At 74.2% G+C, this 21,220-nt stretch carries 21 protein-coding genes; 15 read left to right on the forward strand and 6 right to left on the reverse strand.

Going from position 1 to position 21,220, the window contains the following annotated elements:
- Positions 1 to 8: 8 nt before the first annotated feature.
- From GA0070612_RS23255 to GA0070612_RS23285, 7 genes are all read left to right on the forward strand, one after another.
- Positions 9 to 986 carry a helix-turn-helix transcriptional regulator gene (locus GA0070612_RS23255; RefSeq protein ID WP_088989841.1) on the forward strand — a complete coding sequence of 326 codons (978 nt, stop codon included), beginning with the start codon at positions 9 to 11 and terminating at the stop codon, positions 984 to 986.
- Between the two features lie 93 nt (positions 987 to 1,079).
- Positions 1,080 to 1,712, forward strand: coding sequence for an ATP-binding cassette domain-containing protein (locus tag GA0070612_RS23260; protein ID WP_157742574.1), 633 nt, complete (start codon positions 1,080 to 1,082; stop codon positions 1,710 to 1,712).
- Positions 1,709 to 2,989 (forward strand): extracellular solute-binding protein, encoded by a 1,281-nt coding sequence (locus GA0070612_RS23265; protein ID WP_088989843.1) that lies wholly within the window; start codon positions 1,709 to 1,711, stop codon positions 2,987 to 2,989. Before GA0070612_RS23260 ends, GA0070612_RS23265 begins: the two co-directional genes overlap by 4 nt.
- Positions 2,986 to 4,752, forward strand: a complete 1,767-nt coding sequence (locus GA0070612_RS23270; RefSeq protein WP_088989844.1) for an ABC transporter permease — start codon at positions 2,986 to 2,988, stop codon at positions 4,750 to 4,752. Before GA0070612_RS23265 ends, GA0070612_RS23270 begins: the two co-directional genes overlap by 4 nt.
- A gap of 59 nt (positions 4,753 to 4,811) precedes the next feature.
- Positions 4,812 to 7,133, forward strand: coding sequence for a tetratricopeptide repeat protein (locus GA0070612_RS23275; protein WP_088989845.1), 2,322 nt, complete (start codon positions 4,812 to 4,814; stop codon positions 7,131 to 7,133).
- 40 nt (positions 7,134 to 7,173) lie between these two features.
- The gene (locus GA0070612_RS23280) at positions 7,174 to 7,797 is read left to right on the forward strand and encodes an ABC transporter ATP-binding protein (RefSeq protein WP_088989846.1); all 624 of its coding nucleotides are present in this window, start codon (positions 7,174 to 7,176) and stop codon (positions 7,795 to 7,797) included.
- Positions 7,794 to 9,215, forward strand: coding sequence for a DUF6297 family protein (locus GA0070612_RS23285; protein WP_088989847.1), 1,422 nt, complete (start codon positions 7,794 to 7,796; stop codon positions 9,213 to 9,215). Before GA0070612_RS23280 ends, GA0070612_RS23285 begins: the two co-directional genes overlap by 4 nt.
- A 56-nt stretch (positions 9,216 to 9,271) precedes the next feature.
- Here the strand turns inward: GA0070612_RS23285 and GA0070612_RS23290 are convergent, their stop codons facing one another.
- Positions 9,272 to 9,874 carry an MBL fold metallo-hydrolase gene (locus GA0070612_RS23290; RefSeq protein WP_088989848.1) on the reverse strand — a complete coding sequence of 201 codons (603 nt, stop codon included), beginning with the start codon at positions 9,872 to 9,874 and terminating at the stop codon, positions 9,272 to 9,274.
- Between the two features lie 56 nt (positions 9,875 to 9,930).
- Complete coding sequence (locus GA0070612_RS23295; RefSeq protein ID WP_088989849.1) at positions 9,931 to 10,539, reverse strand: hypothetical protein; 609 nt, start codon at positions 10,537 to 10,539, stop codon at positions 9,931 to 9,933.
- Between the two features lie 179 nt (positions 10,540 to 10,718).
- Here GA0070612_RS23295 and GA0070612_RS23300 point away from each other — a divergent pair, with 179 nt between their 5' ends.
- The 3 genes from GA0070612_RS23300 to GA0070612_RS23310 all read left to right on the forward strand — a co-directional run bounded on the left by GA0070612_RS23300 (position 10,719) and on the right by GA0070612_RS23310 (position 13,141).
- On the forward strand, positions 10,719 to 11,816 hold the full coding sequence (locus GA0070612_RS23300; protein ID WP_088989850.1) for a DUF5919 domain-containing protein: 1,098 nt from the start codon (positions 10,719 to 10,721) through the stop codon (positions 11,814 to 11,816).
- A gap of 69 nt (positions 11,817 to 11,885) precedes the next feature.
- Complete coding sequence (locus GA0070612_RS23305; protein ID WP_088989851.1) at positions 11,886 to 12,773, forward strand: pentapeptide repeat-containing protein; 888 nt, start codon at positions 11,886 to 11,888, stop codon at positions 12,771 to 12,773.
- A gap of 131 nt (positions 12,774 to 12,904) precedes the next feature.
- Complete coding sequence (locus GA0070612_RS23310; protein ID WP_088989852.1) at positions 12,905 to 13,141, forward strand: preprotein translocase YidC; 237 nt, start codon at positions 12,905 to 12,907, stop codon at positions 13,139 to 13,141.
- 3 nt (positions 13,142 to 13,144) lie between these two features.
- On the opposite strand, the gene rnhA is transcribed toward GA0070612_RS23310, so the two are convergent.
- Both rnhA and GA0070612_RS23320 read right to left on the reverse strand, forming a co-directional pair.
- Entirely contained in the window at positions 13,145 to 13,618 is a 474-nt protein-coding gene (rnhA, locus tag GA0070612_RS23315) for a ribonuclease HI (protein WP_088989853.1), read from the reverse strand.
- Between the two features lie 97 nt (positions 13,619 to 13,715).
- Positions 13,716 to 14,951 (reverse strand): lycopene cyclase family protein, encoded by a 1,236-nt coding sequence (locus tag GA0070612_RS23320; protein ID WP_088991710.1) that lies wholly within the window; start codon positions 14,949 to 14,951, stop codon positions 13,716 to 13,718.
- 131 nt (positions 14,952 to 15,082) lie between these two features.
- On the opposite strand from GA0070612_RS23320, the gene GA0070612_RS23325 reads away from it, so the two are divergent.
- The 4 genes from GA0070612_RS23325 to GA0070612_RS23340 all read left to right on the forward strand — a co-directional run bounded on the left by GA0070612_RS23325 (position 15,083) and on the right by GA0070612_RS23340 (position 18,568).
- Positions 15,083 to 15,910, forward strand: coding sequence for an ArsR/SmtB family transcription factor (locus GA0070612_RS23325; protein WP_088989854.1), 828 nt, complete (start codon positions 15,083 to 15,085; stop codon positions 15,908 to 15,910).
- A 278-nt stretch (positions 15,911 to 16,188) separates the two neighbouring features.
- Entirely contained in the window at positions 16,189 to 16,674 is a 486-nt protein-coding gene (locus GA0070612_RS23330) for a hypothetical protein (RefSeq protein WP_088989855.1), read from the forward strand.
- Positions 16,675 to 16,760: 86 nt separating this feature from the next.
- Positions 16,761 to 17,372: a class F sortase gene (locus GA0070612_RS23335; RefSeq protein WP_088989856.1), complete on the forward strand. Its 612-nt coding sequence runs from the start codon at positions 16,761 to 16,763 to the stop codon at positions 17,370 to 17,372.
- 95 nt (positions 17,373 to 17,467) lie between these two features.
- A complete protein-coding gene (locus GA0070612_RS23340) occupies positions 17,468 to 18,568 on the forward strand; it encodes a magnesium and cobalt transport protein CorA (protein WP_088989857.1) in 1,101 nt (366 codons plus the stop codon).
- Between the two features lie 10 nt (positions 18,569 to 18,578).
- Here GA0070612_RS23340 and GA0070612_RS23345 read toward each other — a convergent pair whose 3' ends face one another.
- On the reverse strand, positions 18,579 to 19,289 hold the full coding sequence (locus tag GA0070612_RS23345) for an MBL fold metallo-hydrolase (RefSeq protein WP_088989858.1): 711 nt from the start codon (positions 19,287 to 19,289) through the stop codon (positions 18,579 to 18,581).
- A 76-nt stretch (positions 19,290 to 19,365) separates the two neighbouring features.
- On the opposite strand from GA0070612_RS23345, the gene GA0070612_RS23350 reads away from it, so the two are divergent.
- Positions 19,366 to 19,779, forward strand: coding sequence for a YchJ family protein (locus tag GA0070612_RS23350; protein ID WP_088989859.1), 414 nt, complete (start codon positions 19,366 to 19,368; stop codon positions 19,777 to 19,779).
- On the opposite strand, the gene GA0070612_RS23355 is transcribed toward GA0070612_RS23350, so the two are convergent.
- The gene (locus GA0070612_RS23355; RefSeq protein WP_088989860.1) at positions 19,755 to 21,137 is read right to left on the reverse strand and encodes an MFS transporter; all 1,383 of its coding nucleotides are present in this window, start codon (positions 21,135 to 21,137) and stop codon (positions 19,755 to 19,757) included. The two genes, GA0070612_RS23350 and GA0070612_RS23355, sit on opposite strands and share 25 nt — an antisense overlap.
- Positions 21,138 to 21,220 lie beyond the last annotated feature (83 nt).

Here is a 21,220-nt window from a genome sequence, read left to right on the forward strand (position 1 = left end):
TCAGTGAAGTGCGGGCCAGTCGACTTCTCTCCGTCCTGATGCTGCTCCAGACACACGGTCGGCTCACCGCCGCGCAGCTCGCCGACCGGTTGGCCGTCTCCACCCGCACCATCTACCGCGACGTGGAGGCGCTGCACGCCGCCGGCATCCCGCTGTACGGAGAGGCCGGGCACGCCGGCGGCTACCAACTGGTCGACGGCTGGCGGACCCGGCTGACCGGGCTGACCGCCGAGGAGGCCGACCGGCTGTTCCTGGCGGGCCTGCCCGGCCCGGCCGACGAGTTGGGCTACGGCGACGTGGTGGCAGCGCTGCAACTCAAGCTGCACGCCGCGCTCCCCGCACCGCTGCGCGACCGGGCCACCCGACTGCAGCAACGCTTCCACCTCGACGCGCCCGGCTGGTACGCCGACGGGGACGCCTCGCCGGAGTTGGCGCGTACGGCCGAGGCGGTCTGGCGGCAGCACCGCGTCGAGGTGCGCTACCGGAGCTGGAACGGTGAGGTGACCCGGGTGCTGGAGCCGTACGGCCTGGTCCTCAAGGGTGGTCGGTGGTATGTGGTGGCCGATCAGCCCGGCCGGGGCGCGCCGGCGACGTACCGGGTCAGCCAGATCCTCGCCCTGACTGCGCTCCCGCAGGAGTTCGACCGGCCCGCCGACTTTGACCTGCCGTCGTGGTGGCGGGCGCACGTGGTGCGGTTCCGCGCCCGGCTGCACCGCGACGAGGCCACCGTACGGCTCTCCCCCGGCGGTCGCGCCCGGCTGCGGGAGATCGCCGGGGATCCCGTGGTGACAGCTGTGGAGGCCGGCGCCGGGCCGCCGGACGCGCACGGCTGGGTGACCGCGGTGCTGCCGATCGAGTCGCTCACCCATGCCCACGGTGAGCTGCTGCGCCTCGGCGCCGACGTCGAGGTGCTGGCCCCGGCGGCGTTGCGCGAACGCCTGGCCGCCACGGCGGCCGGCCTCGCCGCGCTCTACCGCGCCGGCTGAGCGGACCGACACCTCCACATTGGAGGTGCCCGAGGGCATCGATTGTCGGCACGGTGTGCCACCCTGGGTGCGGTCTCCCAGCGGTCACCGGAGGTGAGGGTCACGTTACGGCTACGCGCACTGGTCGCCGTCCCCGGCACCGGGCCGGTGACCCTGGACGTCCCCGCCGGCACGCTCGCCGCCCTGGTCGCCCCACCCCGGTTCGGCACCGCTGTCGCCCGGGTGCTGGTCGGCCTCGCCGCTCCGGTGACCGGTCGCATCCTGGTCGGTGACCGGGACGTCACCGCCCTGCCCCCGCCGCGCCGGCAGATCGGCTACGTGCCGGCCGGCGGCGCGCTCCTGCCCCAGCTGAACGTGCGCCGCAACATCGAGTACGGCCAGCGCAAACGCGAACGGGTGCACGAGGTGGCCGACGACTGGACGACCACTGTCGTCGACCGGCTGGAGTTGGCGCTGTCGCTGACCCTGCTGCCGCACCAGATCTCCGCCGCCCAACGGTTCCGGGTGGCCCTGGCCCGGGCGGCGGCCTGCCTGCCCGAGGTGCTCGTGGTCGACCTGCCGGCGGGTTCGGCCGGCGACAGTCGCCTCGCCGACCTGATGCCCCGGCTCTCCCCACCCGAGGCCCCCGGGGTGGCGGTGCTGGTCTGCACCGCCGACCCGGGCACCCTGGCCGAGATCCCGGTGCGGCACGAGTTGGTCACCGAGCCGAGCGAGGCGACCCGATGAGACCGACCGCCCGGACGAGCCGTCGTGCCCTGCTGCGCGCCGCCGCCGCGGGCGTCGCCGCCGTGGCCGCCGGCTGCTCCGGCGGGACCCGGTCGGTGCAGGTCGCGGTGGTCTGGAGCACCAGCGAGCTGGACCGGTTCCGCCAGGTCGTCGGCGACTACTCCGGCGGTTCGGTGCAGGTGGTCAGCGCCGGCAACGACATCGACGCGTTCCTGCGGGCCCGGCACCTCGCGGGCACCAGCCCGGACGTGGCGATCCTGCCCCGCCCCGGCCTGGTCACCGAGTACGCCCAGCGGGGTTGGCTGAGCCCGGTGCGTCCGTCCAGCGAGTACGCGGTGCCCGACGGGCTGGGTGACCTGCTGACCGCCGACGGCCGGCGCTACGGCGTGTGGGTCAAGGCGGCGCACAAGTCGTTGGTTTGGCACCTGCCGTCGATGCTGCCCGAGCCGCCGACCGACTGGGACGGGCTGGTCGAGCGCACCCGGCGGCTCGGCGCGAACGCCCGGCGTGCCGGTGGCCCGGCGCCGTTGGCCATCGGCGCCGCGGACGGCTGGGTGCTCACCGACTGGTTCGAGAACGTGCTGGCCGACGTGGCACCCGAGAGCTACGACGCTCTCGCCCGTCCGGACGCGGACTGGCAGGGCAGGCCGGTGCGGGACGCCCTGGACCGGCTGGCCGAGCTGTGGAGCGTCGACGGCGCGTTCCTGGGCGGCGGCCGTCGTGCCCTGCTCACCCAGTACGAGGAGTCGGTGATCCAGGTGGTGTACTCCCGGCGTGCGGTGATGCTCTGCGGAGCGGACTTCACCGCCGACGTCGTCGGCCCGTTCCAGCGCGGTCCGGAAGCGCCCACCACGTTCCCGTTCCCGGGCACCCGACCCGAGGGCGGCCCGTTGATCGTCGGCGGGGACGCGGCGGTGGCGTTCGCGGGCTCCCAGGGTGGGGTGGAGCTGGTCCAGTGGCTCACCAGGGCCGATTCGTTCCGGCCCTGGCTGCGCGCCGGTGGCTACCTGTCGCCCAACACCAACGTGCCGATCAGCAGCTACGCCGACGAGGTCGGTCGGAAGCTCGCCCAGGAGATGCAGGCGCCCGGCACGCTGCGCTTCGACCTCTCCGACCAGTTGCCGGGCGCGTTCACCGGCTCGGACGGCGTCGGCATCTGGCGCATCATGCAGGGCTTCTTCGCCGACGTCACCGACGGTGTCGGCGCAGGCGAGGCGATCCGCCGCGCCACCGGTCAGCTCGCCCTGGCGGCCCGCAACGCGGGCGGCGGCCGATGAGCCAGCCACGGGTCCTCGGCGAGCTGGCCGTACTCGACGACGTCGGGCCGCCCCGACGGGGGCGTGCCTATCCGGCGGCGGGTGCGACCTCGGCGCTGTTGCTGCCGGCCGCCGTGCTGCTCGGTGGGCTGGTGCTGTGGCCGGTGCTGCGGACCATGCACGCCAGCGTCACCACCGACGGCCGCTGGGTCGGCGCGGAGCACTTCCGGACGGCGCTCGCCGCCCCGGGCACGGGCGCGGTGGTCGGCCGGACGGTGCTGTGGGCACTGCTGGTGCCGGCGGTGGTGACCGCGCTGGGCTACCTGCTCGCCGCCGCGTCCCGCCGCTCCGAGGAGGGCGGCCTGATCCGGTTGATCCTCCTGGTGCCGGTGGCGTTGCCGCTGGTCGTCACGGGGGTCACCTTCCGGTTGATGTACGACCCCGACCCGAGCCGAGGGTTGGCCACCCTGGTCGCCGCCCGCCTGACCGGCCGCTCGGCCGAGGACGCGCCGCAGTTGCTCGGGCCGGGGCTGGTCACCGTGGCGTTGATGTCGGCGTTCGTCTGGGCCTGGGTGGGCCTGGCCGTGCTGGTGTTCCGATCCGCGCTGGACACGGTGCCGCCGAGCCTCGCCGACGCGGTCCGCGCCTACGGCGGGCGGCGTCGGCACGTCCTGTGGGACGCCCAGTGGCGGCCCCTGCTGCTGCGTACCACGGCTGTGGTCTTCGCGTTGGTGGCGGTCGGCACCAGCCGCACGTTCGACCTGATCCTGGTGATGACCCCCGGCTCGGTCCGGGACGAGGCGTCGGTGCTCGCGCTGCGGATCTGGCAGACCTCGGGGGGCACCACCACCGGCGACGGCGCCGCGCTCGGCGTGGTGTGGCTGGTGGCGGTCGTCGGCGGGATCATGGTGGCCGCGCTCTTCGTCCGACAGGCCTGGCCGCCGCCGCGCGCCGAGGCGGCCCCGCCGCCGGGCCCGGTCGCCCCGCCCCGGCGGGTCATCCGGCTGATCGCGGTCGGCGCGGCGGTGGCGTGGCTGGTGCCGCTCGTGGTGCTGGTCGCCACCTCGGCACACGGCAGGGTGGACGCCGCGGCGCGTGGTTGGTGGTCGACGGCGCCCGACGGCGAGTCCTACCGGAATGTGGTCACCGGCACCGAGTTGTGGCGCACGTTGGGCTTCACGTTGCTCCTGGCCACCGCGGTGACCGCCACGGTGCTGGTGGTCGCGCTGCTGGCCGCGTACCCGCTGGCCTGGTTGACCGGGCCGGCCGCGCAGGCCACCGGGCTGCTGCTGCTGGCCGCCAGCGTCGTGCCGATCCAGGTCATCGCCGGCCCGGTCAACGAGGTGCTCGGCCTGGTGCTGTCCTCCGGCACCTCCCAGGGCCTGGCCCTGGTGCACACCGCGTTGGGTGTGCCGTTTGCCGTGCTGGTGCTGCGCAACGCGTTCGCCGACCTGCCCGTCGAGCAGGTGCGCGACGCCCGACTGGGCGGCCGTCGGTGGTGGCACACCATGCGACGGCTGGCCCGGCACAACCTGTCGGCGGTGGTGGCGGTGTCCGTGCTGGAGTTCGTCCAGGTCTGGAACGACCTGGTGGTGGGTCGGCTGTTCAGCGGGTCGGGGGCGTCGCCGCTCGGGCCGTTCCTGGCCGAGCAGACGCGCAGCTTCGTGAGCAACAGCGGCGCGCTGGCCGCCAGCTCGGTGCTCGCCTCGGTGCTGCCGGTGGTGCTGGTGGTGGTGTCGCGGCGGCACCTGGTCGCCGGGCTCGTCTCCGGGGGTGTGCGCTGACCAGGCCGGGCGGTGGCCGCCGCAGCCCGCGCTGGCCGGCGCTGATCGCGATCGGCGGGGTGGTCAGCGGCGTCCTCGCCAACGTGGTCAGCAACCTCGCCAGCAACCTGCTCTCCGAGTTGGCGGCCAGCGTGCTCGGCCCGACGAGCATCGCGCTCGCCGTCGGCGGCATCGTGGGCTTCGTCGTGTACGAGGTCCGTCGCCGCCGGGCGGAACGGGACGTCGACCCGGAACCGACGGACGTGCTCACCACCCCGGCCGCCGGCGCCCCGAACCTGCCCTACACGGCCGAGTTCACCGGTCGCGGCGAGCACGTCGAGGCGGTCGTCGCGCTGCTCTCCCGGGAACACGCGGTGGCGGTGTTGGGCCGCCGGGCGGTGGGCACCTCGGCGTGCGCCGTCGCGGCCGCGAACCTGTGCCGGGACGACTTCCCGGACGGGCAGTACTACCTCGACCTGCGCCGACACGGCCGACCCCGCTCGGCCCAACAGGTGCTCACCGCGCTGGCCCGGATCTTGGGCACCGCCCCGCCGACCTCCGGCCGACCGGACGCGCTCGTCGCCGCCGCCGACGCGGTGCGCGGCCAGCTCGACGGCCGCCGGATCCTGCTGGTGCTGGACAACGTCGACCGGCCCGACCAGGTCCGGCCCCTCCTGCCGCCCACCGCGCGCACCTGCCGGCTGCTGCTCGCCGGCGGCCCGGCGCTGACGGGGCTCAAGGGCGTGGTCGCACACTGGATCGCCGAGCCGGGCACCTCCGAGGCGGTCGAGTTGTTCGCCACCGCGGGCGGGGCCGCACCCGCCGCCCGGGTCCGCCGTGCCGATCCGCGCACCGACCCGGCGGTACGCGACATCGTCGACCTGTGCGGCCGACAGCCCCGCACCGTCCGCGCGCTCGGTTATCGCACCGCGCAGCACGGCTGGCGACATGCCGACGTGCTGGACGCGCTGCGCCGCGCGGTGCAGACGCCACCACACCAGCGGCTCGCCGTGTCACCGGCCGCGCGTCTGATCACCGAACGGGACACCGCGTACCGGTCGTTGAGCCGCGAGGCGCGACGGTTGTACCGGGTGATGTCACTGATCCCCGCCCCGGTGGACCGGCCCACCATCGCCGCGCTGGCCGGCCGGCACCCCGAGCGGGTGACCGCGCTGCTCGACCAGTTGGCCGCCGGGGCGTTCGTGGTCGGCGCGCCCGGCGACCGGTACGAGATCCGCCCGCTGCTCGCCGACAGCGCCCGTCTGCACCTGCGCGACGCCGATCCGGTCCGGGCCCGGGTCGCCGCGCAGGCCCGGTTGACCCGGCACCTGGCCCGCCGGGCCGAGCGGCACGCCGCCAACCTGGCGGTGCTCGGCGCACCACCGGACCGGGAGTGGTCGCTGCCGCTGGACGACGACCCGTACGGCTGGTTCGACCTGCACCAGGAGTTGCTGCTGGCGGTGGTGCGGGTGCCGTCCGGCGCGGCCGAGACACTGCCCCGACGGGTCCGCCGGTGGTGGTTCCGGCTGGCCGTGGCGCTCTGCGGGTGGCTGGCGTACGCCGAGCGGCTCGACGAGTGGGAGCAGGTCTGCCGCACCGTGCTGGCCACCCCGACCGCCGACGACCGACCGGAGATCGCCGGGTGGGCGCACAACGAACTGGGTGTGCTGCGTCGACGTCGGCACGATCCGCACGGGGCGGCAGCCGCGCTCACCCTCGCGGTGAACGAGCGCGGACGCGGGGGCACCGCCCAGGCCCGGATGAACCTCGGCCTGGCCCTGCTGGATCTGGGGCAGCTGGACGACGCGGTGGAGCACCTGGAGATGTCCCGGAGGCACCGCTCCGGGGCGGACCGGGCCGGGCACGCCCTCACCGACCTGGGTCTCGGCGCGGCGCAGCTCGCCCGGGGTGAGTTGGACAGCGCACACCACCACCTGGTGCGGGCGGCGAACACCTTCCGGTCGGTGGGCGACGCCCGGGGGTACGCGGCGGCGTTGACCAACCTGGTGCTGGTGCACGCGGGTCTCGGCGAACACCTGGACGCCGCGCAGGCGTGGCGGGCGGCGCTGCGCGAGTACGAGTCGGTCAACGACCCGACGAGTCGGGCGACGGCCCTGCTCAACGCCGGGGCGACGCTGCTGACCAGCACGCCGGGGCAGGCGCGGGTGGCGTACGACCTGCTGGCCGAGAGCCGACGGCTGCGCGAGGAGACGCAGCCCACGGCGGGGCTGGCACGCACCCTGCTCTACCTGGGTGACGCCTGCACGGCGCTGGGCGAGCACGCCGACGCGCGGCGGCACTGGGCGGACGCGGCGACGGTCGCCGAGGAGGTCGCCGACGGGCAGGCACTGGCCGCCGCCGACGCCCGGCTGGACAACGACGCCGCGGACCGCGTGACGTAGGTCGCTCGGCTTGGCCGGTGGCGCGCCTCTGGGAGACTCTGTGATCGTGGACGCGCTCGCGGTACGGGGACTCAGTCGCAACTTCGGCAATCTGGTGGTGCTCGACGACGTGAGTTTCACACTCCCGGCGGGTCGGATCGCTGTGGTGCTGGGCCCGAACGGCAGCGGCAAGACCACCCTGCTGCGGTGTGTGGTCGGCGCGGACCGGCCGGACGCGGGCGAGGTGCTGGTGCAGGGCCGGCGGGCCGACGAGACCGACCCGCAGGTGCGGGCGTTGATGGCCGCCGCCCTGGACGACATCGACTTCTTCCCCGACCTGTCCGTGGTCGAGCACCTGGAGTTGGTCGCTTACGCGCACGGTGGGGATGCCGAACCGGTCGAGGAGGTCCTCGCCGAGCTGGGCCTGGAGGCGGCCCGGGACCAGTTGCCGGTGACGCTGTCCAGCGGTCAACGCCGCCGGCTGGCGCTCGCCTCGTGTTTCGTCCGCCCCCGTCGGGTGCTGATCCTGGACGAGCCCGAGCAGCGGCTGGACGTCCGTGGGCGGCAGTGGCTCACCGAGCGTCTGCTCCGCGAACGCGAGGCGGGCACCGCCGTGCTGCTGGCCTCGCACGATCCCGAGCTGATCGACGCGGTGGTCGACGAGCGCATCGAGATCGGCCGGTGACCGCCCCGACGGCCACGATCGCCGGCACGTCGACCGGCGTGCCCAGCGCGCGGCAGCTGCGCACGCGCCTGCGCAAGGCGCGCAGCCGACACCACGACCATTCGCTCAGCGACGTGCTGGGCGACGCGTACGTCATCGTCCTGTTCACGGGCATGTACGGGTGGTTCGCGGTCAGCGCCAGCCGTGACCTGCTGGACTCCCCCACGGTGGGGCAGGCCGAGCCGGGTGTGCGTTGGTGGTTGGCGGTCGCGGCGCTGCTGGCCGGTGCCGGCCTCGCCTGGCGGGGTCTGCGCGCGCTCGGCCCGCTGCTGGTCACCCCGGCGACGCAGAGCTGGGCGACCAGCGCGCCGGTGGACCGGCGGGCGTGGCTGGCGCCGCGCTTCGCCCTCCTGCTGGTGGGCGCGGCGGCCGGCACCGCGACGCTCGGGGCGGCCGTGGCGGCGCTCGGCGGTGTCAGCGACCCGGGTGCCCTGGGCTGGGCGGCGGCGGCCGGCGCGGGGTGGGGCGCGGCAGCGCTGGCGCTCAGCGTCGTCGCCCAGAGCAGCCGGGCCGGTCGACGGTGGCCGATGCTGATCGGCGCGGTCCCGCTGGTCGCGGCCGCCGTGATCACCGGCGCGGTGGTGTTCGTCGGGGGCCTGGGCGACGCGTTGCCCCGACCGGCGGCGACGCCCACCATCGCGCTGTTCGCCGTGGCGGTGCCGTTCGTGGGCGTGGGCACGGTCCTCGCGGTACGCGCGCTGCCCCGCGTCGACCGGGCCACGCTGACCACCGGCGCCCAGTTCGCCAACGCCGCCTCCACGGCCATGATCCTGCTGGACCCGAGTCTCCTCGCCGGGCTGGTGGAGAGCCGGCGGTGGCGTCGGGTCGGCAAGGTCCGCAGCAGCCGGTTCCGGCCCGGTCCGGGCTGGTGGGCGCTGCTCCAGGCCGACGTCCGACGCCTGCGCCGTCACCCGAGCGCGGTGCTGATCTGGGCGGCGCTGATCGGGGTGCAGTATGCTGCCGCGCTCGCCATGCCCGGGTTGGCCGGGGCCGCTCAGGTGGTGTTCGCGTACCTCGCCGTCGACCGGCTGACCGGTGGTCTGCGGTCGATCAGCCGCTCACCCGGGCTGCGTCGGGCGCTCGGGGGCAGCGACAACCTGCTGCGCGGCATCCACGTGGTGGTGCCGGCCGTCGGCGCGGCTCTGTGGTGGTTGCTGACAGTGCCGACCGTCGATCCGGGGCCGGCGTGGCTCGCGCCGACGCTGGCGCTCGGGGTGGTGGCCGCCGCGTTCCGGGCCGGCACCCGCCCACCGATCGACTACGGCGGCGCGACTGTCAACACCCCGTTCGGGATGGTCCCTGTCGACCTGCTGCGCCAGGGCTCACGGGGGCCGGCGCTGCTCGCCGTGCTCGTCCTGGTCCAGCTGTTCCTGGGCTGACCGGCCCGCTCCCTCGACCGGCCGGCCCGCACGGTCGCCGCCACCGGTGTGGTCCCTCAGGCGGTATCGCCGGGTGCGAGGTGGCGGTAGCCGGGGATCGTCTCGCCGAACCAGCCGGCGACGCTGGCCAGGCCACGCTCGTTGAGCTGCGCGTCGTGGATCGGGTGGGCCGCGGCGGCACCGACGGCGGCGGCGAATCGGATCGCCTCGTCGAGGCGCAGCCACGACCCCTGGGCCGGGACGAGCAGTGTGCGGACCGGCTCGTCCGGAACGTGCAACGAGTCACCGGGGTGGTAGAGCCCGTCACCGACCAGGTAGCCCAGGTTGGGGCAGTCCGGCTGCCCCTCGTGGATCGCCGCGTGCCGGCCGCCGTGTGCACTGACCTCGATGCCGGCCGCCGTGAAGCGTTGCCCCGCGCGGACCCGGGTCACCGGCAGCGGCGCGAGGTCGGGCAGTCGGGCACCCTCCGGGGCGTACACGGGGACGCCCAGGCCGGCGAGGCGCAGCACGTCCACGTGGTCGGTGTGCTCGTGGGTGACCAGGACGGCGTCCGCGCCGACCAGGGCACGTGGCTCGCTCCACGTCCCCGGGTCGATCACCAGCACCCCGCCGTCGTGCTCGACCCGGACGCAGGCATGGGTGAACCGCGTGATCCGCATCGGACGACCGTACGCCGTCGGCGCGTGACGCGTGGACCGCCACGGGGGCGGTGCCGTCACAGCGGTTCGACCGCCGCCGTCCGCAGGATGTAGACGAACTGGGCGGCGAACGCGACGAGCGCCGCCACCACCCCGGCCGGGATCGCCAGCACGTGCCCGAGCCCGGCCAGTCCGACCAGCAGGGCGACAGCGAGGCCGAGCAGCACCGCGTTCACGGCACCGACCAGCGCGGCGGTGGTGAGCAGAAACTCCCACCAGCCACGCTTGATGCCGACCAGCTTCCAGGCCGAGCGCATCGTGCCCTCGTCGGTGACCGCGTCGCTGAAGAACTCGTGCTCGCTGGCGAACCGGTGGTGGTAATAGGCGCGGATGCGTTGGATCCGCCGCAGGTCCAACGCGTTCTCGACGGTGGTCTCGACCAGCCGCAGGAAGGTCAGCAACCCGACGACGAGCAGGGTCGGGAGCACCGCGCCGAGGTACGGCCGGAGCAGCGTCTCGTTGGTGGCCACGAAACCGAGCCCGATCAGGGCTGCCGACAGGACGGACAGGAAGATCGTGGCCCGGCCGGTGGCCTCGGCGATCGTGCCGGCGCGGGCGCTCTCCAACGCGTAGTGCTCGGTGGTCAACGCGCTGAGCAACGCCTGCTCACGTTCGCTGTCGTCCACCGCGCCTACCCTCCGTGGTCGCGCCACCCCGTTACCGTCACCCTATGAGGGGTGGAGTCGGTCCGGGCGGCGAAACCGTCGCCCCCGAACGGGACAGCGGCCGGCGAAGCCGGCACGTATCGTCCGCGTTTCGGATCGGTGGGCGGCGGCCGGGACGGCCGATGGCGGAAGGGGGTCGGATGCCGGGGTGGGCTGGTCGAGGTGGCCGGCAGCGGCGCGCCTTCGGCGTCGGTGGGGCGCTGCTCGGGATCGCCGTCGCGATGCTGCTGGGCGCCTGGCGCAGCACCGGGTTCCTCAGCGACCTGCTGCTCAACCTCGGGGCCAGCGTGGTGCTCGCGGCCATCTCGTACGTCATCTTCGACCCGCTGTTCGAGGAGGCCCGCAAGGCCAGGGTGCAGGAGCACCTCAGCTTCGACCAGCAGGCCTTCGTGACGCGGCTGCACCGCTCCGGCCGCCGGGTCCGCATCCTGGACACCTGGACCATCCTGCTGGAGCAACGGCACCGCGAGGAGACCCTGACCGCGATCCGGGCCGCGCTGGCCAACGGCGCGCAGGTGCAGTTGCTCCTGCTCGACCCGGACTGCACCGCCGCCCAGCAGCGCTCCGAGGAGCTGGAGCGGCAGCGGGTGGACGTGCCGCGGCAGATCCGCACCAACCTGCGTCACCTCGCCGCCTTCGCCGACGCCCTCGACAGCCGTCTGCGGCACCGCCTCCAGGTCCGGCTCTACGACGCCTCACCGTCGATCCAGCTCTACCAGTGGGACGGGCGGGCGTTGATCTCGTTCTTCCCGATCGGGAAGTTGTCGTTCAACGTTCCCCAACTGGAAGTCGACATGGACAGCCCGTGGGGCGGGTTCGTGCACGCCCGGTTCGAGGAGCTGTGGGAGCACGACCAGGCCACCCTGGACCTGGAACGGTACTGGTCGGTCACGGTCACCCTGCGCCACGACGACTCGGACGTGGTGGAGGTACGGGTGCCGTACGTGACGGTGGACGGGCAGCACTTCGTCGACTGCCGTGGCTTCCGGGTGACCGGGCCGCTGACCGTGCGAGCCGTGTTGCCGCCCCGCGCACCCGGGGCGGCGCCCGCCGTGTTCGCGCTGGCCGAGCCGGCCGACGGTGACCACACGCCGGCCGAGGTCGTGAAACGCCACTTCGATCAGAAGTACGGCCACGACGACGGCGGCCGGGCTGTCTACCGACTGGTGCCGCCGCCGGGCGCCTCCCGTACCCCGGAACCTCGTTCCGCGGCGGCCGGGGACAACCACGGACGGTGACCCCCGACGGTCCGCTCGGTTCGGTACGCGGAACAATGAAGGCCTCGCCCGCACCAGGAGGACGTCCGCGTGTCACCCAGCCCCGCACCGCCGCCGCAGTCGGCGCAGTTACGCGCGGACTGCGGGCGCTGCTTCGGGCTGTGCTGCGTGGTGCCCGCCTTCGCCGCGTCGGCCGACTTCGCTATCGACAAGCCGGCCGGTCGGCCGTGCCCCCACCTGGGCCCGGACCACAGCTGCGGCATCCACACCGAGCTGCGGCAACGCGGCTTTCCCGGCTGCACGGTGTTCGACTGCTTCGGCGCCGGGCAGCAGGTCGCGCAGGTCACCTTCGGCGGGCGGGACTGGCGGGACGCGCCGGAGACGTTGCCGGCCATGGCGGAGGCGTTCGCCGTGCTGCGCCCCCTGCACGAACTGCTCTGGTATCTCGACGCGGCGGTGGCGCTGCACCCGCCGGCCGACCTGCGCGACGAGCTGGAGCACGCCCGCACCGAGACCGCCGTGCTCACCGCCGGTGACGTGGCGCAGCTACGCGCGGTGGACGTCGCCGCGCAAAGGGCCCGGGTCAACCCTCTGCTGTCGCGGGCCGGCGACGTGGCCCGCTCCCCCGGCGGCGTCGACCACCGGGGCGCGCACCTGCTCGGCGTCGACCTGCGCCGGGTCGACCTGCGCCGGGCCAACCTGCGCGGGGCGCTGCTGATCGGCGCCGACCTGCGCGACGTCGACCTGGGTCTCGCCGACGTCACCGGGGCGGACCTGCGCGGGGCCGACCTGCGCGGGGCGGATCTGCGCCGTGCTCTCTTCCTGCATCAGGCGCAACTGGACGCCGCGCGGGGTGACGCGCGTACCGGCCTGCCGGCGACGCTCACCCGGCCGGCGCACTGGACGGCGCTGCCGCTCACCCCGGTCCGGCAGCCGTCGCGGGCCGGCACTGCCGCCCGGCGCAGCCGACGACGCTGAGAATCCGTCGGCCGCGAACACCCTCGAATCACGCGCCCGACCACCGCCTGACGACGCCCCGCGAGGTTTCGGTCGGGACGACGCCGGGTAGCCAGCGCCGACGCTGACCGGTATCGACGGGGGGGCACGGCGTGGGTTTCCGAAAACGCGACGGTGAGCTGCCGGGCGACCCGCAGCACAGCGAGGACGAGGCCGGCCAAGTGCCGCTGGTGCAGGTCGAGGCGGACACCGAGGTGCCGGCGCCGGCCGACACCGACGTGCGCCCGGACATCGTGACCGAGGACAACAGCTCGGGCATGACCGGTGGCTCGTCCGGCAGCAGCGGCGGCGGGTCCAGCATGCCGGGGCACCCGGACGCGACCCGCTGACGGTCAGCGGCCGGCGAGCGCGGCCCGCGCCTCGGTCATGCCCTTGTTGGCCAGCCCGTCGGCCCGCTCGTTCTCCGGGTGACCGTTGTGCCCCTTCACCCACAGCCAGGTGACCTGGTGCCGCTCGCAGGCCGCCTCCAGCCGCTGCCACAGGTCGGCGTTCTTCACCGGCTGCTTGGCGGCGGTCTTCCAGCCGTTGCGCTTCCAGGACGCCAGCCAACTGGTGATGCCGTTGCGCACGTACGTGCTGTCGGTGTGCAGCTCCACGGTGACCGGCCGGTTCAGGCTCTCCAACGCCTGGATGGCCGCCATCAGCTCCATCCGGTTGTTGGTGGTCGGCGTGGCCTCGCCGCCGCACAGCTCCCGCTCGTGGTCGCCGTAGCGCAGCAGGGCACCCCAACCGCCCGGCCCGGGGTTGCCACTGCACGCCCCGTCGGTCCAGATCTGCACGCCCCTGCCGGCCGCCGCGTCCACCATGCCCGGCAACCTACCGCGCGGTGACGTCGTCCTCGCTGCCCGGGGGCCGGGCGCGCCGCCGCCGTCGGGGCGGATGCGGCGGTGGGCGCGCAGGCCGCTACGGGCTGGGCTCCGCGCCGACCACGGCGGGCGGGACGGCCGGCACGGGTCGGGTGGGTCGCAGCCGGTCGCGGACGCGGTGCGCCGCGTCGCCGGCGGTGGCGGCGATCATCGGGAGCAGCCGGGTGGAGTTCATGATGGCGATCTCCTCGGCCGGGGTGGTCACCCCGTCGAGGAAGCGCAGCACCCGCTCGGCGGGGTTGCGGTCGAAGAGCCGGTCGAAGAAGTCCGGGCCACCGACCCCGCCCCGGTCGAGCGCCCGCAACGCCACCGCGTCCATCCAGCGGTGCCGACGGGGGTACGCCGCCTGAGGCACCGGCGGTCGCCCCGCCGCGAGGGCGCGGGCCACCTGGTCGGCCTGGCGGTACATGGCGGAGAAGGTGAATCCGGTGGAGGGGCGGGTCGCGCCGCCGGCCGTACCGAGTCGGACCACCCGGGGCGACGGGCGGGCCGGAAACGGTGCATCGGTCATCGGAATCACCCCGTTCTCCACCTCGCGTACCCGCAGTCCGGCCGGGTCCAAACCGAGCAGGTCCCGGTAGCCGGCCAGCGCCGCGTCGTACCCGGCGTCGGTGAGCAGGTCGGGTGAGAACTCGGTGTACTCGACCAGGGCGTAACGGTCGCTCACCGGCAGCACGTACCCGAAGGAGACGCCCCGGGGCGGCTGCGGGGTGCGGAAGTCCATCAGCACCGCGCGCGTCGGGTCGAAGACGGGTCGGTCGGCCTTCAACCACCAGCCGCGGAAGTGCTGCAACCAGGTGGTGCGACCGGCGCGCGCCGGTGGGCGGGGGCGCGAGTCGAGCACCCATCCGGCCCGCACTGTGTGCCCGTCGCCGGTGCGGACCCGCACCCGGGTGCCGTCGTCGGTCACGGTGTCGGCGGGCGCGACGATCCGGGTCGCGTCGAGCCGGCGCTCGGCCGCGGCAGCCCGGTCGTAGACCGGGCCGGAGCGGAGCATGGCGTACCGCAGCGGGGTCAGGTCCAGGACGCGGCGTCGCGCCGCGGTGGCCACCTCGACCTGTTGCCAGCTCGCGCTGAGCAGCGGGTCGAGGTCGGTGCCCGGGTGGCCCCAGAACGCCCAGGTGCGGTCCTGACCACGCCGGCGGACCGGGTCGACGACGGCGATGCGCAGGTCGTGGACGCCGTGCCGGTCCAGCGCGGCGAGCAGCAGGGACGCCGCGCCGCCGCCGCCGAGCAGCGCGAGGTCGACGTCCAGCGGCGCGGATTCGGTCACCCGCCCCACGCTGCCACATCGCTGCGCGGCCGGTCACGCCGCTCCGGCCGGAGCGCGGTGCGACACTTGACGAGCAACCTTCTGGTTGCCTATCTTGATGGGCAACCAGACGGTTGCCTGTTGGGGGGTCGGTGGACGAGGCGTTCCGGGCACTGGCCGACCCCAGCCGACGTGAGCTGCTCGACCGACTCAACGCGCGCAACGGCCAGACCCTGCGGGAGCTCTGCGACGGGCTGGCGACGACCCGGCAGGCCGTCAGCAAGCACCTCTCGGTCCTGGAGGCGGCCAACCTCGTCACGAGCGTGCGGCGAGGCCGGCAGAAGGTGCACTACCTCAACGCCGCCCCGATCAACGCCATCGCCGACCGGTGGCTCAGCCGCTACGACAGTGAGCGCGCGTCCGCCCTCGCCGACCTGACCAGCGCATTGGAGCGACAACCCATGGAGAGCCCGACCTTCGCCTACACGACGTACGTCACCACCACCCCACAGCGACTGTGGGCCGCGCTCATCGAACCGGCGTTCACCCGTCGCTACTGGGGTGGGATCGCGCTCGTGTCGGACTGGCAGGTCGGGTCGCCAGTGCTGTGGCAGGACGCGCCCGGCGACGAGCCCCGCGACCTCGGCCAGCGGGTGCTGGCCGCGGAGCCGTACCGCCTGCTCTCCTACAGCTGGCACGGCTTCCAACCCGAGCACGCCGAGCACTTCGGCTGGTCCGCCGAGGAGCTGGCCGCCCGCCTCGGCGAGCGTCGGTCGACAGTGACGTTCGAGATCGAGCCGCACGGCCCGGCGGCCGTCCGGCTGACCGTGATCCACGACGACTTCTCCCCGGACAGCGAGATGCACCGGGCGATCAGCGGCCAACTCGACGGCAGTGGAGGCTGGCCGGAGCTGTTGGCCAGCCTCAAGACGCTCCTCGAAACCGGCGAGCCGATGCCCGAGCCGACGCCGGCGGGCTGACCGGACGCCCAGCCGGCGTATTTCCGTCAATACCTCGCCATCGACCCAGCCGCGACAGCCCGACATCGACCGGAGGACCGGCGCTGCTCGGACCGTCCGGGGCTTTGCGCAGCTCTCCCCGCCTTCGGGTGGACACGTGACGGCAACGAGGAATTCTCATTTTCACCTGATCGTGGGCCCAACCCACCTAGTGTTGGGCACACCGGTGCTAGTCACGGAGTTGGCCACCCGAACGACGTCCCACGCAGTCAGCGGACGAAAAGTGAGGGAAGACGCGTATGAAGGTCTCAACAGCACTCTGCTCGGCGGCGCTCGGCGTGGGCCTCGGCACACTCCTGCTGCCAGGCGCCGCACTGGCCGACACCACCGTGTCACCGGCCACCACCCCGGTCGGAGGGACCGTCGTGCTCACCGCGACGACCTGCAACCCGAAGTCGGGTGACGCCCTGTTCCGGGTCACCGGCCCCAACCGCGACCAGAACGTCAGGTCCACGACGGCCGCCGCCGGCGGCGGGCTGAGCGCCGAACTCTTCACCGCCGGGTTCACCCTGGGCACGTACACGGTGGCCGCGACCTGCGGCGACGGCAGCTCGGCAGGCAGCGCGACGTTCACCGTCACCCCGATCGGCGGCGCGCCCGCCGGCTCCGGCGGCGACAGCCGCGACAACGGCGCCCTGGCCGCCGGAGGCACACTGCTCGGCACCGCCCTGGCCGGCGCGGTGATCCTGATCCGCCGGCGTCGCCCGGTGTCCACTGTCGCCTGACCGGCGGCCGTTCCATCCCTGAGGACGGGTGCCCGCGCCGGCGACACCGGCGCGGGCATCCCGACGATCCCAACGGAGGTGCCCACGTGTGGTGGCGGCGGACCCTGCCGGCGGCGGTCGCCCTGCTCGCCGTGAGTGGGCTGGGGCTGATCACGGTCGGCCTCACCGCCGACCCGGCGACGCCACCACGACCGCCCGCCGACGCGCCACGACGCACCGAGCCGGCACCGGACCTGGTGCCGCTCCCGCGCGCCGCGCCGGTCCTGGTGCAGATCACCGCCATCGGTGTACGCGCGGAGGTCGTCCCCGTCGGCGCCGACGCGGCCGGGGTGCTGCAAGTGCCGCCACTGGACCGGCCCACCCTCGCCGGCTGGTACCGGCACGGGGTGAGCCCCGGCGAGACGGGCAACGCCGTCCTGGTCGGACACGTCGACTCACCGGCCGGCCCGGCGGTCTTCTTCGACCTCGGACGGCTGCGCGCCGGCGAGCAGATCCAGGTCACCCGCGCCGACACGCGGGTCGTCACGTTCACAGTGGACGACGTACGGGCGTACCCCAAGGAGCACTTCCCGACCACGCTCGTCTACGGCCCGGCGGACGCCGCCGCGCTGCGCCTGATCACCTGCGGCGGCCGGTTCGACGCCACGACCGGCAACTACGTCGACAACGTCGTCGTCTTCGCCACCCGCACCTCCTGAGCCACGCCCCGCTGTCGTACGCCGGACCGCGCTCGGCACAATGCGGTGGCACCATCCCTGATCGAGGCGGTGCGCCGGCGACGGGGAGGCACACGGTGGATCAGCGGGCGACACGGGACCGGGCCGGTCGAGGCGTACGCGCCCTGGCCCGTCGACTGCTCGGCCGGGTCGAGAACGACGTCCCGAGCCCTCGCCGCTCCAACCCGGACGCGGTGGTCGACTGTGCCGTCTACGTCAACGGTCGACGCCAGCCCGGCCGACCGCACTACGCCGACGCGTACGCCCGCGCCCAGCACGGCCGTGACTCCTTCGTGTGGTTGGGGTTGCACGACCCGGGTGCGGCAGTCCTCGCCGCGGTCGGCCGCACCTTCGGCCTGGACGAGCTGACCGTCGAACAGGCCCTCGCCGACGGGCACCGACCCACCGTGCAGCGCCACGGACCGGTCACGCTGCTGGTGCTGCGCACCGCCGGGTACGTGGAACACGACGAGCTGACCGACACCTCCGAGGTGATCGACACCGGAGACGTGATGGTGCTGCTCGGGGACCGGTTCGCCATCACCGTGCGGCACGGCGCCGCCGGGGCGCTCCGCAGCGTCCGCGCCGGCATCGAGAGTCGCCCCGCCCTGCTGGCCGCCGGCCCGTGGGCGGTGGCGTACGCGGTCTGCGCGCGGATGGTCGACTCGTACCTGGAGGTGGCCGGGCATGTCGAGCGGGACCTGGAACGGGTCGAGGAGGCGGTGTTCGCCCGCGACCGTACCGCCGACATCCAGCACATCTACCAGCTCAAACGGGAGGTGGTCGAGTTCAAGCGGGCGGTCCTGCCGTTGCAGGCGCCCCTGCGTACGCTGCTCGACCCCGACGGCGCGCCCCGCGCCCTGCACCGCTGGTTCGTCGACGTGGACGGTCGACTGGGCCGAGCGGTGGACCGGGTGGCCGCGTACGACGATCTGCTCACCTCGATCGTGCAGTCACGGCTGGCGCAGCTCGCCGTGGAGCAGAACAACGACATGCGCAAGATCGCGGCGTGGGCGGCCATCGCGGCCACCCAGACCGGTATCGCCGGCATCTACGGCATGAACTTCGACCACATGCCCGAGCTGGCCTGGCGCTACGGGTATGCCGGCGCCCTCGCCCTGATGGCTGCCGCCGCCCTGGCCCTGTACCGCCTGTTCCGCCGCTCCGGCTGGCTGTGAGGCCGCTTGTTCAGCGGTGCGCGGAGAGGAAGGCGCGGATCTTCTCGCGGGGGTTGTCGGTCAACTCCGGGCCGTGGGTGAAGGCGGCGAGGTCGTACTCCAACTCGCCGAACACGTGGGCGGTCTGCTGCGTCATCGTGAAGTTGCTGCACAGCACCTTCGGCGAGTAGCGGACCCCGAGAATGTTGAACAGCGCATCCCCGGTGATCAACAGTCGGGTCGGTTCGTGCAGCAACGACACGTGACCCGGCGAGTGGCCGGGGGTGTGCACCACCCGCAGGCCACCGCCGACGTCGAGCACGTCGCCGTCGGCCAGCGGCTGCGCCACCCGCACCGCCGGAAACCGGCCGCTGTTGAGCCGGGCGAAGAGCCGGCCGCCGGTCACCGTCGGGTCGCTGACCGGCGCGCGGCCCTCCTCGGCGTACGGAACGTCGCCGATGTGCGCCGCCACCGGGGCACCCGTACGCCGCGACATCTCCGCCGCGCCACCGGCGTGGTCGGGGTGTGCGTGGGTCAACACGATCCGGGTGACGTCGGCGGGCACCTTGCCCATCGCCGCCAGCCCGCGCACGATCCGGGCCGGCGCCTTGGCCAGCCCGCAGTCGACGAGCGTGACGCTGCCGTCGCCGTCGACGAACGCGTACGAGTTGACGGCTGAGCGCCCCTGGGTGGGGATGCGCCAGACGTTCGGGGCGAGCGGCACGGCAGGCGATCGACTCATGCCGCGAGTCTAGGGACGGTCGTCAACCGGCCCGGGTCACCGTCGGGCGGTGCGGCCGGTACGGCAGGATGGCGAGGTGGGCAAGGCACGCCGGCGGGCGAACACGACGACGGGACGGGGCTGCCCGTGCGGCTCCGGGCAGGCGTACGCGGACTGCTGCGCACCGGCGCACGGCGGCGACCAGCCGGCAGCGACTGCCGAGGCGTTGATGCGCTCCCGGTTCAGCGCCTTCGCCCTCGGCGACACCGCCTACCTGCTGCGCAGCTGGCACTCCTCGACCCGGCCCACCTCCCTTGCGCTGGACCCGGGGCAGCGGTGGACCCGACTGGAGATCGTCGGCACCGAGCGGGGCGGCCTGCTCGACACCGCCGGCACGGTGACCTTCCACGCGCACTACCGCGACGCCGGGCAGCCCGGCACGTTGACCGAGCACAGCCGGTTCGTGCGCGAGGACGGCCGCTGGGTCTACCTCGACGGTGACCAGCCCTGACCGCTCGTCGAGGCGGCGGCGTCGCGGGACACCGCTCCGGGTCGGCGACCGCGGGCCAGGAGCACCACCGCCAGCACCCCGTACGGCACGGCCGTCACCGCGAACGCCACCGCGTTGCCGGCAAACGTGGCGAGCAGGCCGTAACCGGCGTACGTCACGATGATCAGCACGTCGGTGGCCATCCCCGCCAGTGACGTGACGGTGGCCCGGCTGCCGCCGCTGATCCGGGCCTGGAGCCGCGCGTCGGCCAGCACGGTGGCCAGCTGGGCAGCGCCGAACCCGACAGCGAGCAACGCGAACCCCGCCGGGTGCCGGAGCAGGGCACCCCCGGCCAGCCCGACACCGACCAGACCCAACAGTGCCGCGTAACCCCGACTGCCCCACCGCTCCCCCACCGGGGCGAGCAGTCCGCCGACCGTCACCCCGGCCCAGAGCAGCAGGAGCAGCAACGGCACGGTCTGCGCGCCGACGCCGCTGTCCAGGGCCAGCAGCGGGGTGTACTCGTCCAGGGCGCCCCAGTCCGCGGCGACCACGGCGACCAGCAGCACTGCGGCCCGTACCGGCGGGCGGCTGCGGACCTGCTCCACCCCGGCCCGCAACGTGTCCCACCACCCCAGGTCGGCGGCGGCGTCCGGCCCGGCGGTGTGGTCCGGCCCGGCGGTGTGGTCCGGCCCGGCGGTGTGGTCCGGCCCGGCGGTGTGGTCCGGCCCGGCGGTGTGGTCCGGCCCGGCGGTGTGGTCCGGCCCGGCGGCGTCGTTCGCGACGGGTGCTGGGCGGTGCTCCGGGAATCGGGCGGCGACCGCCGCGGCGAGCAGACAGGCGAGCACGCTGGCGGCGCCCACCACCGGGTAGCCGCCGACGGCGAGCACCGGGCCGGCGAGCACCCCGGAGAGCACCACGCCAAGCACGCCGGCTGTCCGGGAGCGTCCGAGCACCCGGGCGTACCTGTCGACAGCGCCGAGCCGGTCCAGCTCGGTCCAGACCAGCGCCTCCAGCGCGCCGGAGACCAACGCCCCTCCCGCTCCCCAGAGCAGGAACCCGAGCGCGAACGCCGGGTACGACGGCACCAGCACCCAGAGCGCGAACCCGGCGGCGCTCACCAGCGGGGCCAGGCACAACAGCAGTCGGCGGGACACCACGTCGGCCCACGCGCCGGACGGCACCTCGAACAGGATGCCGGCGGCCGACCAGATGACGAAGAGCGACGAGATCTGCCCGACGGACAGCCCGGTGTCGGCGAAGAACACCACGTACAGCGGGTAGAGCAGGACAAGGTCGCTGAGGAACGCGTACCCGTAAAGGGTGGCCGTCAGCCGGCGGACCGCCGGCTCGGGCACGCGCGAGGCGATGTGAATCATGGGGCCTTCCCGTGGGAGTGGAGACGGACACCGGATGTGCGGTGCCCGTGGTGGCCCACGGGATCGGCCTACGCGGCGGGATC

Source organism: Micromonospora chokoriensis (assembly GCF_900091505.1).
GTDB classification, from domain to species: Bacteria; Actinomycetota; Actinomycetes; order Mycobacteriales; family Micromonosporaceae; genus Micromonospora; species Micromonospora chokoriensis.

What these genes read in the sequence shown, in the direction of transcription:
- rnhA (WP_088989853.1), bottom strand. Translation starts at nt 13,618, where the DNA reads ATGGTGGACGCGGCGGCCGGCAGGGGCGTGCAGATCTGGACCGACGGG.
- GA0070612_RS23265 (WP_088989843.1), top strand. Translation starts at nt 1,709, where the DNA reads ATGAGACCGACCGCCCGGACGAGCCGTCGTGCCCTGCTGCGCGCCGCC.
- GA0070612_RS23300 (WP_088989850.1), top strand. Translation starts at nt 10,719, where the DNA reads ATGCCGGGGTGGGCTGGTCGAGGTGGCCGGCAGCGGCGCGCCTTCGGC.
- GA0070612_RS23270 (WP_088989844.1), top strand. Translation starts at nt 2,986, where the DNA reads ATGAGCCAGCCACGGGTCCTCGGCGAGCTGGCCGTACTCGACGACGTC.
- GA0070612_RS23345 (WP_088989858.1), bottom strand. Translation starts at nt 19,289, where the DNA reads ATGAGTCGATCGCCTGCCGTGCCGCTCGCCCCGAACGTCTGGCGCATC.
- GA0070612_RS23355 (WP_088989860.1), bottom strand. Translation starts at nt 21,137, where the DNA reads ATGATTCACATCGCCTCGCGCGTGCCCGAGCCGGCGGTCCGCCGGCTG.
- GA0070612_RS23330 (WP_088989855.1), top strand. Translation starts at nt 16,189, where the DNA reads ATGAAGGTCTCAACAGCACTCTGCTCGGCGGCGCTCGGCGTGGGCCTC.
- GA0070612_RS23290 (WP_088989848.1), bottom strand. Translation starts at nt 9,874, where the DNA reads ATGCGGATCACGCGGTTCACCCATGCCTGCGTCCGGGTCGAGCACGAC.